Here is a 15,531-nt window from a genome sequence, read left to right on the forward strand (position 1 = left end):
GGGCCGGAGCGGTCTGCCGGGGGCCGGCGGGGCGTTCACCCCGGGGCGGCCGCGGTGCTCCCCCCGTCCGCTGCCGGCGGGGTGAGGGCGCGCAGGGCGGCCCCGACGAGCCGCGCCGTGTGCCGCTGCTGCCGGGCGGCGCCGGCCAGGGCCGCCGCCTCCGCCTGCGCGGTCAGCCGCCGGTGGCAGACGCCCTGGTCCGCCAGTGCGCCCAGGACGCGCCAGAGCCGGGTGCCGTCGCCGGCGGGCCCCCGGCCGCCCGGTTCGGGGACGCCGTCCCACCGCAGCGCATGCGGCCGGGCCCCCTGCCGGGCCAGCGCACGCCAGCGCCTCCCCTCGTGGACCTCCTCACGGATGTGCAGGGCCATGTCCACGGTGGCGGCCGCCAGGGCGAGCGCCGGGATCGGCGCGGGCGCCGGCACCGACGATGCCGTCGATGGTGCCCGCAGGCGGCGGCCGGCGTCCCCCGCCGCGCCCGCACGCGCCCCGCCCGGCACCGGCGGGCCCGGCGGGGCGCCGCCCGGCGCGTAGGCGAGAGCGCCGGCCGCCGTCTCCAGCCCGGCGACCGCCAGCGAGAGCGCCGTCGGCACCGCGCCGAGATCGAGCCCGGCCCGCGCCGCCCGTTCGAGCCCGGTCAGGAAGGCGTCGACGACCCGGGCGTAGCGCTCGACGGAGACGACGCAGACGGCGTGCACCCCGATGCCCTCGGCAAGACACCCGGTGATCGCCTCCAGCCCCCGCGCGGTGGCCGGGACGGTGATCATCAGATTCGGCCTGTCCACCGCGCGGTGCAGGGCGCGCGCCCCCGCCAGCACGGCGAGCGGATCGTGGGCCGGCGATACGGGGACGGCGGCGCACACCTGACCGCCCGGACCCCCCGCGGCCTGGTGCTCGCGCAGCTGGTCGGCGGCCGAGCGCGCGCCGCGGACGACCAGTTCGCCCAGCGCCGCACCGGCCCCGCGGCGGCGCCGGGCCAGGTCCTCCAGATGCGGACGGTAGGCCGGATACGGCACGGGCGTGCCCTCCGTCTCCGGCCCGCCCGCAGGGTGCGCGTGCACAAACGGACCGAGCGGCCCGTTCTCCGCGCCGTCCCCGCAGACGGCCGGAGCGGCCCCGGGCGCGCACAGCTGCGCGGCGCTCACCGCGGCCCTCCGCGCCCCGCGCGCCCCAGGCCGCACGGCGCGCCCGCGGCGGCCGGCTCCGGGGGCGGGCCCGCCTGCCCGTGCGCCCGCAGCCGGCCGGCGCCGAACCCTGCGCTGCTCACGGCGCCGCCCGCCGGCACCCCTGTCCCGTCCCTGCGCCGGCGGCCGGCACCGCGCCGATCCGGCCCGGGCGCGAGCCCCAAGAACCGCAGGAAGTCGTCGTAGGCGGGCGCCGCGCTCACGGCTGCCTCCCCGGACGGGTGCCGGCACCCTCGGGCGCCGGCGGCCACAGCTCGCTGCGCCCCCGAAGCTCGCTCCGCCCCCGGGCCCGCAGCAGGACAACGGCGGCGTGGGCCACCGAGGCGAGCGTCATGTGGCGGTGCCAGCCGGCGAAGGTGCGGCCCTCGAAGTCGTACAGACCGACCCGGCCGCCCGTCACGCTCACGTCCTGGGCCAGCCGCGCGGGTGCCGCGGCCAGACGCAGCAGCGCGGCGTCGGACAGATGGCCGAGATCGGTGAGCCAGTACCCGCCGTGCGCCGGGCCGCGGGCATCCCTGTCCACCAGCAGGATCTGCCGCTGCCGCTGCCGGGGCCGGCCCGGCACGTCGGCGGCCCGGCACGTCACCCGGGCGATCTCACGGGGCCCCGTCCCCGGCCCGGCCGCGCACACGCGGTTCCAGCGGCCCCAGGGCACCGCGCCCGCCAGCTGCCGCGCGGTGAGCGCGGGGCCGCGTGCCGGACCGTCGGCGGCGACGGGCGTCAGGAGCTGCGAGGCACTGATGCGCAGCAGATAGGGCAGGCCGCCCGCGCCGAGCCGGGCGGCGAGCGGGCCCGCCGCGGTGGGCCGGGCGTCCAGGACGACCGGACGGCGAGGCGGGCCCGCCGTACGGGCGGTGGTCATCGCCAGGTCGACACCGGCGGCGGCCGCGTCCAGCACGCGGGCGTCCTGGGGGATACCGGCCCGCTCGCGCAGCACGGCGTCCTCGGCCCAGCGGGCGGTGAGCTCCAGGTGCCAGTCGACCGGGTAGCCGCCCCACTCGGTGGCCGCCCACAGCCCCACGGACCGCCGCGCATTGACCCACCGTCCGGTGCGCGGGTCCGCGCAGTGGGCGTCGACACCCACGCCGCCCGGCCCCGCACGCGGCGTGGTCGCGGTGTGCAGCACCCAGGCGACGGGGTCCAGCAGTTCGCCCATGTGACGGGCGAGAGCACCGCGCACCGGACTCCACCGCCACGTCGAGGCGGTGACCAGGTGGTGCAGCCGCTGGATGTCGGCCGGCACCCCGGTGTGGGAGGCGATGTTGCGGATGGTCTTGCGGCCCGTGGCGCGCAGCAGCCCCCGGACATACAGCTCGCCGCTGCGCCGCTGGTCGCGGCGCGGCATGGACCACAGCACCCGCTGGGACAGGTCGGCGACCCGGTCGGGGGCCGCCAGGGCGGCGGGCCCGGGCCCGGCCGGCCGCCGGGATGCGGCGGCCGGATCCGGTGCGCAGGGCACCGGGAACCGGGCGGCCCGGTCCCTGACGGCGGCCGGGGCGCCGGTGCGGCCTGCCGCCGGGAGCGGGGGAGCCGCCACGGCGGTCCGCGCGGCGGGCGCGCTCATCCTCCCACCCGGGCCCACGCCGCCTGCAGCAGTTCGGGACCGGGGCCCTGCAGCAGTCCGGGACGGCCCGGCGCGTCCAGGACGACGAAGGCGAGCCGTCCGCCGCGGGCGTGGTCGTCCAGGCCGAGCGAGGCACGCAGCCGCTCCCAGGCATGCCGCGGGTAGGAGGTGGGCAGTCCCAGCGACTCCAGGATGCTGCGGTGGCGCAGCACGTGCGGTGCGCTCAGCCGTCCCGCCGCGTGCGCGAGTTCGGCGGCGTACACCATGCCGATGGACACCGCGTGACCGTGCCGGATGCGGTAGCCCTCCGCGTGCTCGATGGCGTGGCCCAGGGTGTGGCCGTAGTCGAGGAACTCCCGCGGGCCGCCGGCGGGCGGGTCGGTGCCCAGCAGGGCGCTCTTGGCCCGCACGGCGCCTTCGACCAGCTCCGCGGTGCGCCCGCCCGCGGGATCGGCGGCCGCCCGCGGGTCCGCCTCGATCAGGTCCAGGAGCGCGGGGTCGGCGATCAGCCCCGCCTTGACCACCTCGGCGAGGCCGCTGACGTACTCGGCGAGCGGCAGCGTCGTGAGCAGGTCCAGGTCGCACACGACGCCGGCCGGCTGGTGCAGGGCGCCGACCAGGTTCTTGCCCTGGGGGACGTTGAGGGAGCTCTGGCCTCCGAGCGCGGCACCGGCCATGCCCAGCAGGGTGGAGGGCACCAGCACCAGGCGCAGGCCCCGCTGCCAGGTGGCGGCGAGGAAACCGGCGAGGTCGGTGGTGGCGCCGCCGCCGACGGCCACGACGGCATCGCAGGAGGTGAAACCCACTTCGGCGAGCCGGGACCACAGATACACCAGGACACCGGCGTCCTTGGCGGACTCGCCGGGCGGCACCACCAGCTCCAGCACCTGACGGCCGTGCCGTTCGAGGTCGCCGGCGATCCGCCGGGCGGCGGCGGCCAGCGCCGGCGGATGTATGAGCGCCACCCGCGTCGCGCTGTCGCCGAGCAGCGGCTCGACGTGCTCGTGCAGGCCGGTGCCGACGACGACGGGGTACGGTGCCCCGCCGGTCGCCCGCAGGGTCGTCGGGGCGGTGTCCGGATGCATGGAAAAGGTCACGGTCTGCCTCACTTGATCGCCAGGTGGCTCAGGTAGGTGCGGTGGTTGCGGGAGGTCTCCGCCACGCTGTCGCCGCCGAACTTCTCCAGCGCGGCGTCCGCGACGACCAGAGCGGTCACCGCCTGCGCGACGACGGCGGCGGCCGGTACCGCACAGACGTCGGAACGCTGGTGGTGGGCCACGGCGGTGTCACCGGTGGCCACGTCCACGGTGGCCAGCGCCCTGGGCACGGTGGCGATGGGTTTCATGGCGGCGCGCACCCGCAGCGGCTCGCCCGTCGAGATACCGCCCTCGACGCCGCCCGAACGGGCGCTGGCCCGGCGCAGGCCGCCGTCGCCGGGCACGATCTCGTCGTGCGCGCGCGAGCCCGGGACACCGGCGAGCGCGAAGCCCTCACCGAGTTCGACGCCCTTGATGGCCGGGATGCCCATGAGGGCACCGGCCAGACGCGCGTCCAGCCGCCGGTCCCAGTGCACATGCGACCCCAGACCCGGCGGAAGCCCGAACACCAGGACCTCGACGATGCCGCCGAGCGTGTCCCCGGCCCGGTGCGCCCGGTCCACCTCGGCGACCATGGCGGCCGACGCCCCGGAGTCGAAGCAGCGCACGGGATCGGCGTCGAGCCGGTCGGTGTCCTGCGGGCCGGGCAGCGCCGGGCAGAGCGAGTGCCGGCCGCCGAGCGCCACGACGTGGCTGACGAGTTCGATCCCGTACGCCTGCTGCAGGAAGGCCTGGGCGAGGGAGCCCAGCGCCACGCGGGCGGCCGTCTCGCGGGCGCTGGCCCGCTCCAGCACCGGCCGGGCGTCGTCGAACCCGTACTTCTGCATACCGGCCAGATCGGCGTGGCCGGGGCGGGGACGGGTGAGGGGGGCGCCGCGGGCCTGGCGGGAGAGGGCGTCGGCGCTCACGGGGTCGGCGGCCATCACCGTCTGCCACTTGGGCCATTCGGTGTTGCCCACGCGGACCGCGACCGGGCTGCCGAGGGTGCGGCCGTGGCGAACCCCGCCGACGAAGTCGACCTCGTCGCGTTCGAACTTCATGCGGGCGCCGCGCCCGTGTCCCAGGCGTCGGCGGGCGAGTGCGTCGGCGACCTCCTCGGTGGAGGTCCGCACACCCGCGGGCAGACCCTCGAGCACGGCGGTCAGGGCCGGCCCGTGCGACTCGCCGGCGGTGAGCCATCGCAGAGTTGGCAAGGCACTTCCTTCGTTCTGGTGGGCGGGCGGAGGCAAGCGGCCGGGACGCGGGCCGCGACGCGGACGCACGCGCGCCGCGCGGACGTACGGGCTGCGCGTGTCGTGCGGCTGGGAAGGGGAGGGCCGAGGGGGTGGTCGGGGGCCGGGGGTGGTCGGCGGGCCCGTGCGGGCGTCGTACGACGGTGCAGGCGCCGTCCTCCAGCCGGCCCGCCATGCCATGCCCGGCGCGGCGGCGGGCACGGCGGCCGTCGGTTCGGCACACCCGCCCGGCCTGCCCGGCGGGTGGCCGGCGGACAGGCCCCGGGCGCCGATGCCGAAGGCGGCAGGTGGTGCCCGGCTGCCGGGCCGGCCCGGCTGGGAACAGCTCGGCGCGGGCGGCCGTCAGGCCGGGGCGGGCGCGCCGGCGCCGCCCGGCTCTTCCTGGAGCAGGTCGGGCTGCTCCGCGACGATCTCGTCCCACAGCAGCTGGAAGCTGAAGCGGCCCAGTTCCTCGTCCCCGAAGCCTTCGCGGGCGGCCAGCGCCTGTTCGTGGGTGAGGGTGTGCGGGGTGCCCGCGGCGAGGGCGAGGAGCTGCACCCGGGCGCAGCTGTCGTAGGTCAGGAACCAGTGCACGGCCTCGTCCAGGGAGCCGCCCACCGTGATCAGTCCGTGGTGGCGCAGCAGGACGGCCCGGTTGTCGCCGATCGTCTCGGCGATGGCACGGCCCTGGGCCGGTGTCACGGAAGGCCCGTCGTAGGCGTCGTGGAGCACCTGGCGGCCGTAGAACGCCGCCGATTCCTGGTCGATCGGTTCGAGCAGCCTGCCCAGGGCGCCCAGCGCCCGGGAGTGCGGGGTGTGGCCGTGCGCGGCGGCGGTGGCGCCGGGGTGCAGCTCGTGGATCTGTGAGTGGATCACGAACGCGCTGGGGTTGACCCGGTGGTGGCCGGCCACCACGGCACCGGCCGCATCGACGCAGATCAGGTCGGCGACGCGGACCTGTCTGAAGGAGACGCCGAAGGGATTGACCCAGAAGCGGTCCTGGTGCTCGGGGTCGCGTACGGAGATGTGGCCGGATATCCCTTCCGCGAAGCCGTACTTCCCGAACAGCCTGATGGCGGCGGCCAGCCGCTGCTTGCGATGGCGGCGTGCCTCTTCGTACGTGGCGAAGCGCGGTTCGCCGGGAAGCGGCAGCCGGGTGGCGGTGGCGGCCAGGTAGGCGGGGCGGGGCTCGGTCGCGGTCGGGCTCATTGGGCGGGCGGTCCTTCCTGGTGGGGTGGCTGGGTGCGGGCGGTGTGCCGGCGCGTCGTCAGGCGGCGGCCGGTTCGGCCTCGCTGCGGGCGGCGTCGACGGTGGCGCGGTGCTCGAGGATCGCGGCGACGATGTCCTGGCTGCGGTCGACCAGGGAGGGGATGCCGAAGGTGAAGAACAGGGCTCCGGCGGCGATGTTGCCGAGCCCGTACAGACGCGGGTCGGGCCGCCCGTTGCTGGTGAGCCGGCTGGTGGCGCGGGCCAGCTGCAGTCCGCCGTGCGGGTGGCGGCTGACCGCGCGGGCCTTGACCAGGGAGGTCACCAGGGGCAGGGCGCCGGAGGGGATGCGCCCCTCGGAGGCGTTGACGGCGCTGATGACCTTGTCGGCGCGGAACGCGGTGCCGTCGGCGGCCAGGATGTCGAAGCCGCTCCCGTGGGCGGCCGTGATGTCGAGCAGGCCCGAGAACATCTCCAGCCGGCCCGCCTGCACCAGGTCGAGCACAACGGTGGCGCTGGAGGGCGGCATGGGGCAGCACAGGCTCATGAGGGTGCGGTAGTGGGCGCGCAGGACCTGGACCTTGTCCTCCTCGCGCAGCAGGGGCCATACGTCGGGTCCGGTCTCCGGCACGGCGCGCTGCAGGATGCGCATGCCCACCTGCGGCGAGTCGACCTCGCCGAGCTGGCGGCGCAGCCGGTCGACCGGGTCCTCCAGGTCGACGCGGATGATCTCCTCGATGACGCCGTCGAGATCCGCGCCGGCGTCCCTGAACTCCGCCCGCAGGACCGCGGCCACGTCCTCGATGGTCAGCCGGGGCCGCCCCTGGGCGGCGGTCCTGACCCGCACCGGCGTCATGTGGCGCAGTTCGAGGGGGGTGGGCCGCTGCCGTACGCCCGGCAGCACGCCGCGCCGCGACATCAGGCTGATGGGGCCCCGGTGGCCCCGGGAGGCGAGCGACAGGACGATGTCGATGGCGGTCAGTCCGCTGCCGATGACGGCCACGTGGTCGTCCTCACCGACCTCTGCCAGCGTGGCGGAGAGCGGGTAGGGGTCCGCGATGAAGCCGGGTGTGCCGCCCAGTTCGTAGACGTCCTTGGGGCTGTCGCCGCCGACGCACAGCACCGCGTAGTCGAAGGCCCGCGTCCGCCCCGGGCCGGTGCCCAGGAGCACCTGGCCCGGCATCCGGCCGGCGGCCTTCACCGCCTCTCCGACGATGTCGACGCGCCAGCCGTCGCGCCGCAGCCGGCCCAGGGCCGCGTACGCGGAGTCCTCCAGGTAGTCGCCGTAGACCGCGCGCGGCGCGAAGCGGGCTCCCGACAGCCGGTCGGTGTCCCGGGCCACGCCGGTGACGCGGTCGTGGGCCCGCAGCCAGCGCTCGAAGTGCCCGGGGTCGCCGGCCCGTACGGACATGTCGTCGGCCGTGGCGTTCACGCGCAGGATCTCGGTGTCGATCTGGTAGGCGCGGCCGCGCCACAGATGGGGCGAGGGTTCGAACACGGTGAGGCTGCCGGGCTCGCCCTCGCTCCGGGCCAGGGCGTCGATCAGGCAGACGGCCGCCGCGCCGCCGCCGACGACGCCGATCGAGATTCCAGAGGGCATGTGTCTGTCACCTATCGGTTGGCGGACGACGCACTTGCGGGGGCGGGGGACGAGAACACCGATGCCGGGACGTGCCCGGCGCCGGCTCGACGCACAGCGACTGTAGGAACGGATCGGGCCGTCCACTTGCCGTGCCGCGCACCGGGACTTGCGAAATCACGCCGGGGCGTGGCGTGCGGCGGTGCGGGCGGTGCCCGCACCGCCGCAGATCACAGCAGCGCGCGCGGCCCCGCGGGACGCCGCGGGCCGTGGCCGTGCCGGGTGACCATGGCGATCTCGCGCCGGGCCGCCGCGGCTATGTCGATGATGCGCTCGGCGTGCGGCAGCAGCCGTAACCCCGCGTCCGTGAGGGAGAGCCGGCGCCTGCTGCGGTCGAACAGTTCGGCTCCCACGGCTTCTTCGAGGTTCTTGATCTGTGTGGTCACGGTCGACTGCGCGTAGTGGAGGTTCCTGGCGGCCCGCGTGATGCTCAACTCGGTCGCCACCTCACAGAACGCGCGCAGCTGCTGCAACTGCATGAACCAGCCCCCTTTTTCTTCACACCCGCACGGCGTGCCGCCACCCCAATAATATACCAACCAACCCGTTTTTTTGGGGGTCGTCGGCCGGGCAGATCCGGGCACGTCAGTCGGACATCGCGGCCGGCGACATCAGATCCCGGGCGATCTGGGGCAGCACCCGGTCCAGGAGAGCGTGGCCGTGGACGGCGCCCTCGGCGGTGCGCGGCACCTCGTCCACGGCCACGGCGTGCGCGTACAGCTCCGGCAGATTGCGCTGGCAGGCGGCGAGCACGGCCCGGCGCCCGGAGATCTCCTGGCGGGGCGCCGGCGCCACGAACACCGCGACGACCGATCTGCCCAGCTCGGGCAGATCGGTCAGGACCACGGCGCACTCCCGCACACAGGACAGCTCCAGCAGCTCCCCTTCCAGGGCGAAGAATCCCCTCTCGAGGTCCACCTCCGGGGCGTCCTCGAACAGGTCGGGAAGATCGGGAAGGTCGGGCGGGCCGGGCGTGTGCGCGGTGGCGGTCATGCGGAGATCTCCTGGTGCACGCTCTGCTCCAGCTGGAGGTTGAGGGTGATGATGGGGACCACCGCCTCCAGCAGTTCGGCGGTCCTGATCCGGCCGGTCGGGCTGTAGGGGATGGCGTCGACGGCGATCACGTGGGCCGGGATCGACGGCACCCGGCGGGCGCAGGCCGTTTTCAGGGCCGTATGACCGCTGACCTCGCGCCCGACGGCGACGGCGATGAACGGGACGACAAGGGCGTCGCCCCCCAGCGCGGGCAGATCGACCCGCACCACGGCGCTGTCGCGCAGGCAGGGCAGGTTCAGCAGGTCCGACTCCAGACGGAACAGCGCGGCGTCCATGGCGCCGTCCCGGGCCGCCGCCGGCACGCCCGAGCCGCGGCCGGTCAGGACGAGCCGGCCCTGCTCGTCGAGCAGGCCGAGGTCGTCGGTCACCAGGAAGCGCTGCCGGCCCGCGCCCGCGTCGAGGGTGACGAAGGCGTCCTCGCCGTCGAGGTAACCGTCCATCACCTGGTGGCCGCGCACGGCGATACGGCCCGGGCGCCCGGCGGGCAGCACGGCGCCCGCGTGGTCGAGCACCACGACGGTGGTACCGAGCCCCGCCCGCCCGCTGCGCGCCCGGGTGACCTGCGACTCCTCCGGCGTGAGAACCGAGACGAGGCCGGCCTCGGGTGTGCTGTGGACCAGGTGCAGTACCGGGCCGAGCCGCTCCCAGGCCGCGTCGACCGCCCAGCGGCCCAGGTGGGTGCCGGGCGTCACCACGCAGCGCAGCCCCAAGGCGTGCACCGACGCGTCCGGGGCCGGGTGGGCGAGCAGCGCGAGGAGCACCCCGGGGTCCAGCACCGCGGTGGTGACCCGTTCGGAAGCGAGCTGCGCGGCCAGGGCCGCGGGATCGCGCATGGCCCCCAGCACCACGGTGGCGCCGACCGCGAGCAGAGTACGCGTCAGCTGCAGGGCCAGAGGCTGCCACAGGGACGCGGCCACGAGATGGACGTCGTGCGCGTCGAACCCGAACTCCTCGACCAGGTCGATCAGCGCGCGGGCCTCGGCCGCGGCGGCGCGCACCGCGACGCGCGGCCGGGACCCGCCGGGCACGACGGTGAGCCACTCGCGGTGCAGGGGAGCGGGAAGCCGCAGCGGCTCGCTCTCCAGCAGCGCCAGGAAATCCGGCCGCGTCCGCGGCGCCCCGGCCGTCCGCCCCGCCCCGTGACCGCTCCCGCCGTCCAGGACGACCCGCAGCGCCCTGTCCGCGCCCGGCCACGCGCAGCGCTCCAGCCGCGGCTCGAGCTCGGGGGAGACGAACACCGCGCAGGGGCCGAGCAGTTCGAGTGCGGCCAGGAGCCGGTCCGGCTCCTGCGCCGGGTCCAGCCCCGTGCAGGGGATACCGAGCGTGGCGCAGGCCGCCATGGCGACCGTGAGCTCCCAGCGCGGGCCGCAGAGGAAGACCGCGCGGAGCGGGCGGGCGTCGGGCAGCGCGCTCACCAGACCCGCGGCGAACCGGTCCACCGCGTCGGCGAACCGGGCCCAGGACAGGCGCGTCGCACCGTCCACGACGGCGTCGGCGTCCGGGCGGACGGCCGCGTGCCGGCGGATGTCCTCAAGCTTGATCATGGCTTCTCCGTGGGTGAGCCCCGGCTTCAGCGCAGGCCCCCGCGGAGCCCGACCCCAGAGAAACAAACCCGCATGCGGGTTTTCAAGCGGCATCGGAAAGTGTGATGAAAGGCCACCGCTGTGTCAGGTGCCCCTGCCGTCACGCACCCGCGGCCCCGCACAATCCCCGCACCGGCACACCCATCCCACCCGGAGGCCCCCTTGCCGAACGACCGGCCCGCCCCCCACCCGCACGCCACCGGCCCCACCCCGCCGGGCCCCCCTCCGCCGTTTCGCCCCCGCGACGAACAGGGCGGCCCGCACACTCCACACACCGCCCCCCACCCGCCCCCCACCGCCCAACGCGAGGCCGCCGCCGTTCCTGCCGTTCCTGCCGTTCCCGGCGGGCACGGGGGTGGACCGGCATGAGGCCCGTCGCGGTACTGGTAGGACTGCCCGGAGCGGGCAAATCAACCGTGGGACGCCTCATGGCCGACCGGCTCGGGGTCGGATTCCGCGACACCGACGCCGACATCGAGGACCGCACCGGACGATCCGTCGCGGCACTCTTCGCCTCCGGCGGCGAACAGCGGTTCCGCGCACTGGAGCGGGCCGCGGTCCGCGCCGCACTCGCCGAGCACGACGGTGTCCTGGCGCTGGGCGGGGGCGCCGTCGTCGACCCGGCCACGCGCACACTGCTCCGGGGCGGCCCGGTGATCCATGTCGACGCCGACGTCCAGGAAGTGCTGGACCGCGGGGATGCCGCCGCGGGACGCCCGCTGCTCCACGGCGACGCCGCCGCCCGGCTCCGGGAACTGGCCGTCAGGCGTGCGCCGCTCTACCGCGAGGTCGCCCGCGTCAGGGTGGGCGTCCAGGGCAGGAGCCCCGCACAGGTCACCCTCGCGGCCCTCGCGGCACTCGGGCTCCATCCGGCCGCCTGACCCCCGCCGGAGCGCACCCGCGTCCGGACGCAGGCTCCGCCGCCCGCTCCGCTACCCGCGGCGAACGGCGTTCACCCGGCCGCCGCCTGCGCCTCCAGCTTCACCACGCTTTTAAGAGGGGGAGGATGTCAAGCGCTCCATCAGCCGCTTGCCGCGGCCGGAGGAGGTGTCGAGCCGCGCCAAAGTCTCAGGTGTCGCGATCGAGCGCGCGACGGCGCTGTAGAGCACCGCGATCCGTTCCTCCAGATCACCGCGGTCGTTCATCACCTCCGACATGAGCTGGACCCCGCCGAACGCTCCGACGATCATCTGCGCGGCGTCGTTCACCTCGACGTCCGGCAGCAGTTCGCCCAGCCGCTCCGCCTCGGTGAGAATCCTCAGGTGCTCCTCGATCCACGCCTGGTACGGGACCCGGCGGTTGATCTCGTGCACCTGGTCCACCGCGAGCCGGATGCTGCCCTGCAGCAGCCGGTCGAAGGTCAGCCGGTGAGCCACCAGCAGCCCGATGTCCATGGCCTCCTGCAACTGCACCGTGGGCTCGCGGGGCGGCACCTCCAGATACTGGATCTGGCCGCTCACCTGCTCGTCCAGCACGGCCTGGGCGAGTTCCACCTTGGACGTGAAGTGGAAGTAGAAGGCCCCCTTCGTCACCCCGCACCGGTTGTAGACGTCCTGGATCGTGGCCCCCGCGTAACCGTGTTCCGCGAAGACCTCCCCGGCCGCATCCAAGATCGCCCGTCGTGTCCTGAGCGCTCGCTCCTGCCGTGCCACGCGACCTCCCCTCTGTACTCGGGCCGCCCAGGGCGGAACGGCTTCCTGTGACCTACGGCGAGCCCGCTCCCGATCTCGACATTCACAAAAACAAACCCGCATGCCTGTACCTTATCGGCCGCAATGGGGATCATCCAGAGCCCCTGGACCATGCGTCCCCCACCCGCCGGGAAATCACCCGCGCCGCCACCCCGCCACCCCGGTCCGCCGGACCCGGCAACCGCCGGACCCGGCCCGGGCGACCGGCGGCCCGACGCGGCAGAAGAAACACCCGGGAAGCCCCTCACCCTCCTCCATGGAGGAGGCCGGCACCACCATGAACGACGCCCACGCTGAAGGCATTGTGCAAAGTGCCGCCCAGCAGCAGAGCACCGGCGGACTGCAGAACCTGGTCCTGGGCGATGACGTGCTGGCACATCGTGTTCAGATCCCGCAGCCAGCGGTCCAGCACGGAAGGCCGGTACACAGCGGCCGTAGCCGCCAGGTCGAACAGCTCCGACACCACCGACCGGGCAGTACGAAAGGCGTTCAACCGCGCCAGCACCGTAGCCGCCTGCTCCTCACGGGTCGGCACATCCCCGGCCTCAAGGATCTCCCACTGCTCACGCAGACTGCCGTAGACGGCATACCGGGCCGCCGACAGATCCATCTCGGCCCGCGCGACGACCGTCTGGACACGGTAGGTCTCCGACCACGGCATCCCGGTGGCACTGTCGACCCTGGTGGCAGCCATCTGCCGGATGTGGTCGATCGCCGCGCGAGCCACGCCCAGCGGCACACCAGGCATGTTCCGCAGCACCGCGTCCGCGGTGGCCGCGGCCCCGGTGATCCGGGGCGCCGCGAAACTGAACGTGTACTCCTCCGGCACAAACAGGTCGTCCGCGCGGTAGTCCCTGCTGCCGGAGGCGGCCAGACCCGTGCTGTACCAGGTGTCCTGGACCAGAAAGTCCCCCACGGGCGCCACGACGATCCGCCAGTTGCCCGGCGCACCGGCCGGACCGGCCTCCAACTCGCCGTCCCGCGTGACCAGAACACCGCCCACGACCCAGGTGCTGTGGGTGATGCCACTGCCGAAACGCCACTGCCCGGTCACCCGGTAGCCGCCCGGCACCCGCTCGGCCCGGCCCATCGGCATGATCGCACCGGCGGTGACGGCATCAGGATCGGCCAGCAGTCGGCGCGCCACATCCTCACCGAGAAAACCCGCGTAGATCGGAGTGTCCATACCGATCATCGCGCACCAGGCGGCGGACGCGTCCCCCGTGGCAAGAGCCTCGATGACCTCCGTCTGCTCGACCGCGTCAAGCTCGGGACCACCCCACGCCCTGGGCACGGCCATCCGGAACACCCCGGTCCCACGCAGCAGATCGACCACGTCGGGCGGCAGTCGCCGGCCGTTCTCCATCTCCTGCGAGCGTTCCCGCAGCCTCGGCGCGAGGGCCCGCGCCCGCGCCAGAACGTCCTCCGCCGTGACAGGGACCCCCTGCGCCGCGGAGGCGGAGGCGGAGTCCAGCAGATCCATCAGGCTCATGTGCCGCTCTCCCAGCGTCCGTTGTCTCTCATACGGCTCGGATGTGTGCCATGCCGTCCGGCCCGGCCCGGACGGCATGGCGGCCCGCACGGTGCGGGCGGTGCTCACGCGTACCGCCCGGCGGCGATGACATGGTGGGGGTCGACGGCGTCCTTCAGCCGCCGGGCGAACGCCCGCGCCCCCACCCCCGGGGTCAGCCGGCCGGCCCAGCCGCTGTGCTCGATGTCGAGGCGGTAGGGAACGAACCCCTCGGCCGTGAAGAGCTCATAGAGCCGCTCCAGAGCCCCATGAGCGCGCGCGGCCTGCTCGGCGTCACGGGCGAACCCCATCGTCACGACACAGTCGACGACATCGGCGTTGAGAGCGTTGAACGTGACACCGCAGCGGATCCCGCTCTCCCCGCGCACCTGCCCGACCAGCTCATGAGCCCGTTCCAGCGCCGGCCCGGTGAAGGGAACCAACGGCAGAAAGAGCAGAAAGCCGCCCTCCTCGTCGAACCGGCCGGCGGGCAGGCCCGTCTTCGCCTCGAACAGGGTGTCCGTCGTGTCGGGGTCACCGGCATAGGCCCGCTCCACCCGTACGGCGCCGTCGTGGTTGCCGGCGGCCGGATCGGTGGCGTCGGTGTCCGACACCGCGCTGAACAGACCGGACCGCACCGCTTCGGCGACGATGATCCCGGACAGCGCGTCCACCGCCTCAGCGGTCCCGTCGACACACACATGCACCAGATACTGCCCGGCCGGGCCGGCATAGGCCCTGGCCGCGGTCTCGTCGTACATCTTCACCACGCCACGGGTCAGGCCCTGGCTCACCCAGCGGCGCACCTCCGCGGTCGCGCACCGCACCTTGTCGGGAGTGAAGTTGAGCCGGACCACCCGCAGCGCCTCGGGCCTCGGCAGCAGCCGCACCGTGGCCGCGGTGACCACCCCGAGACTGGACTGGACGAACAGCTGCACCAGCGAAGGACCGAGACCGTGGACGTGGACCGGGGTCGCCCAGCCGGGCTCGGGCCACCAGCCGACCCGGATCAGCTCACCGCTCGGCAGAACGACCTCAACGCCCGTCAGATCCTCCGTGCGCTGGTGGCGCAGCCCCACACCACGGTCCAGGGCGTTACCCACCACACTGGTGTGCGCGGAGGAAGCGGTCACGTTCACCATGCGTTCGGTGCCCTGCAGGAGCTTCGCGAGCCGGGCCTGGCTCACACCGGGCTCCACCACAGCCCAGCCCCGGGCCACGTCGATGCCGCGGATCCGGTCGAGACCGGACAGATCGAGCACGACCGCCCCGTCCCCGGCAGGCTCACGCGAACCCAGTCCCCAGTTGCCCCCGGTACTGAAAACATGCAGAGGAACGCGGGCCCCGCCGTCCGCGAACAGCCCGACGACCCGCTGCACCTCCTCGGCGGTACGCGGACGCACCACACCATGGACATCCCGCGCCCGGTACAACCCGGCGTTCGGCCCCAGCACGGAGGCCGGCCCCCCACCGCTCCCATCCCAAGAACGTGTGACCCGGTCGGCGCCCACGACGCGTGCGGCCCTGTCCAGCACAACCTCCACGCCCGCACCGGCGGACGCCTCGGGCTGCAGATCGGTCACAGAACGAACGGTCATGGACACACCTCGGTTCCATCGCGCGTGAAGCGGTGAGGTCTACAGCGCCTGGGCAGACACGGCAGGCACCTACCGCCACGCTAGAAACCACGCCCCCGCACCTTCCCGGCGATCGCGCACGGACTCTGACGATTTCGCGCACGCGTTCGGGACCACGCCGTTCCGGCCTGCCGGAACGCGACGCGGATGGCTGTG

General features: G+C 74.6%; 13 protein-coding genes. 1 reads left to right on the forward strand and 12 read right to left on the reverse strand.

The window, feature by feature from the left end:
* Positions 1-35: 35 nt before the first annotated feature.
* The 9 genes from OG622_RS49815 to OG622_RS49855 all read right to left on the reverse strand — a co-directional run bounded on the left by OG622_RS49815 (position 36) and on the right by OG622_RS49855 (position 10,498).
* On the reverse strand, positions 36-1,142 hold the full coding sequence (locus OG622_RS49815; RefSeq protein ID WP_371572189.1) for a transaldolase family protein: 1,107 nt from the start codon (positions 1,140-1,142) through the stop codon (positions 36-38).
* A 238-nt stretch (positions 1,143-1,380) separates the two neighbouring features.
* Positions 1,381-2,745, reverse strand: a complete 1,365-nt coding sequence (locus tag OG622_RS49820) for an IS701 family transposase (RefSeq protein ID WP_371572188.1) — start codon at positions 2,743-2,745, stop codon at positions 1,381-1,383.
* Positions 2,742-3,842, reverse strand: a complete 1,101-nt coding sequence (locus OG622_RS49825; protein ID WP_371572187.1) for a 3-dehydroquinate synthase — start codon at positions 3,840-3,842, stop codon at positions 2,742-2,744. The genes OG622_RS49820 and OG622_RS49825 overlap by 4 nt, the downstream gene beginning before the upstream one ends.
* An 8-nt stretch (positions 3,843-3,850) precedes the next feature.
* Positions 3,851-5,035: a chorismate synthase gene (gene aroC, locus OG622_RS49830; RefSeq protein ID WP_371572186.1), complete on the reverse strand. Its 1,185-nt coding sequence runs from the start codon at positions 5,033-5,035 to the stop codon at positions 3,851-3,853.
* A gap of 381 nt (positions 5,036-5,416) precedes the next feature.
* Positions 5,417-6,262, reverse strand: a complete 846-nt coding sequence (locus OG622_RS49835; RefSeq protein ID WP_371572185.1) for a class II aldolase/adducin family protein — start codon at positions 6,260-6,262, stop codon at positions 5,417-5,419.
* Positions 6,263-6,320: 58 nt separating this feature from the next.
* Positions 6,321-7,859, reverse strand: coding sequence for an FAD/NAD(P)-binding protein (locus OG622_RS49840; RefSeq protein WP_371572184.1), 1,539 nt, complete (start codon positions 7,857-7,859; stop codon positions 6,321-6,323).
* Positions 7,860-8,068: 209 nt separating this feature from the next.
* Complete coding sequence (locus OG622_RS49845; protein WP_371572183.1) at positions 8,069-8,377, reverse strand: LysR family transcriptional regulator; 309 nt, start codon at positions 8,375-8,377, stop codon at positions 8,069-8,071.
* Positions 8,378-8,483: 106 nt separating this feature from the next.
* On the reverse strand, positions 8,484-8,891 hold the full coding sequence (locus OG622_RS49850; protein ID WP_371572182.1) for a hypothetical protein: 408 nt from the start codon (positions 8,889-8,891) through the stop codon (positions 8,484-8,486).
* The gene (locus OG622_RS49855; RefSeq protein WP_371572181.1) at positions 8,888-10,498 is read right to left on the reverse strand and encodes a class I adenylate-forming enzyme family protein; all 1,611 of its coding nucleotides are present in this window, start codon (positions 10,496-10,498) and stop codon (positions 8,888-8,890) included. Before OG622_RS49855 ends, OG622_RS49850 begins: the two co-directional genes overlap by 4 nt.
* Before the next feature lie 404 nt (positions 10,499-10,902).
* On the opposite strand from OG622_RS49855, the gene OG622_RS49860 reads away from it, so the two are divergent.
* A complete protein-coding gene (locus OG622_RS49860; RefSeq protein WP_371572180.1) occupies positions 10,903-11,418 on the forward strand; it encodes a shikimate kinase in 516 nt (171 codons plus the stop codon).
* 111 nt (positions 11,419-11,529) lie between these two features.
* On the opposite strand, the gene OG622_RS49865 is transcribed toward OG622_RS49860, so the two are convergent.
* The 3 genes from OG622_RS49865 to OG622_RS49875 form a co-directional block, all read right to left on the reverse strand.
* Complete coding sequence (locus tag OG622_RS49865; RefSeq protein WP_371572179.1) at positions 11,530-12,189, reverse strand: ScbR family autoregulator-binding transcription factor; 660 nt, start codon at positions 12,187-12,189, stop codon at positions 11,530-11,532.
* A gap of 283 nt (positions 12,190-12,472) precedes the next feature.
* Positions 12,473-13,720 (reverse strand): acyl-CoA dehydrogenase family protein, encoded by a 1,248-nt coding sequence (locus OG622_RS49870; RefSeq protein ID WP_371572178.1) that lies wholly within the window; start codon positions 13,718-13,720, stop codon positions 12,473-12,475.
* Between the two features lie 104 nt (positions 13,721-13,824).
* Positions 13,825-15,336, reverse strand: a complete 1,512-nt coding sequence (locus OG622_RS49875) for an FAD-binding oxidoreductase (protein WP_371572177.1) — start codon at positions 15,334-15,336, stop codon at positions 13,825-13,827.
* Positions 15,337-15,531 lie beyond the last annotated feature (195 nt).

The sequence above is a fragment of the Streptomyces sp. NBC_01314 genome (assembly GCF_041435215.1).
Classification (GTDB): Bacteria; Actinomycetota; Actinomycetes; order Streptomycetales; family Streptomycetaceae; genus Streptomyces.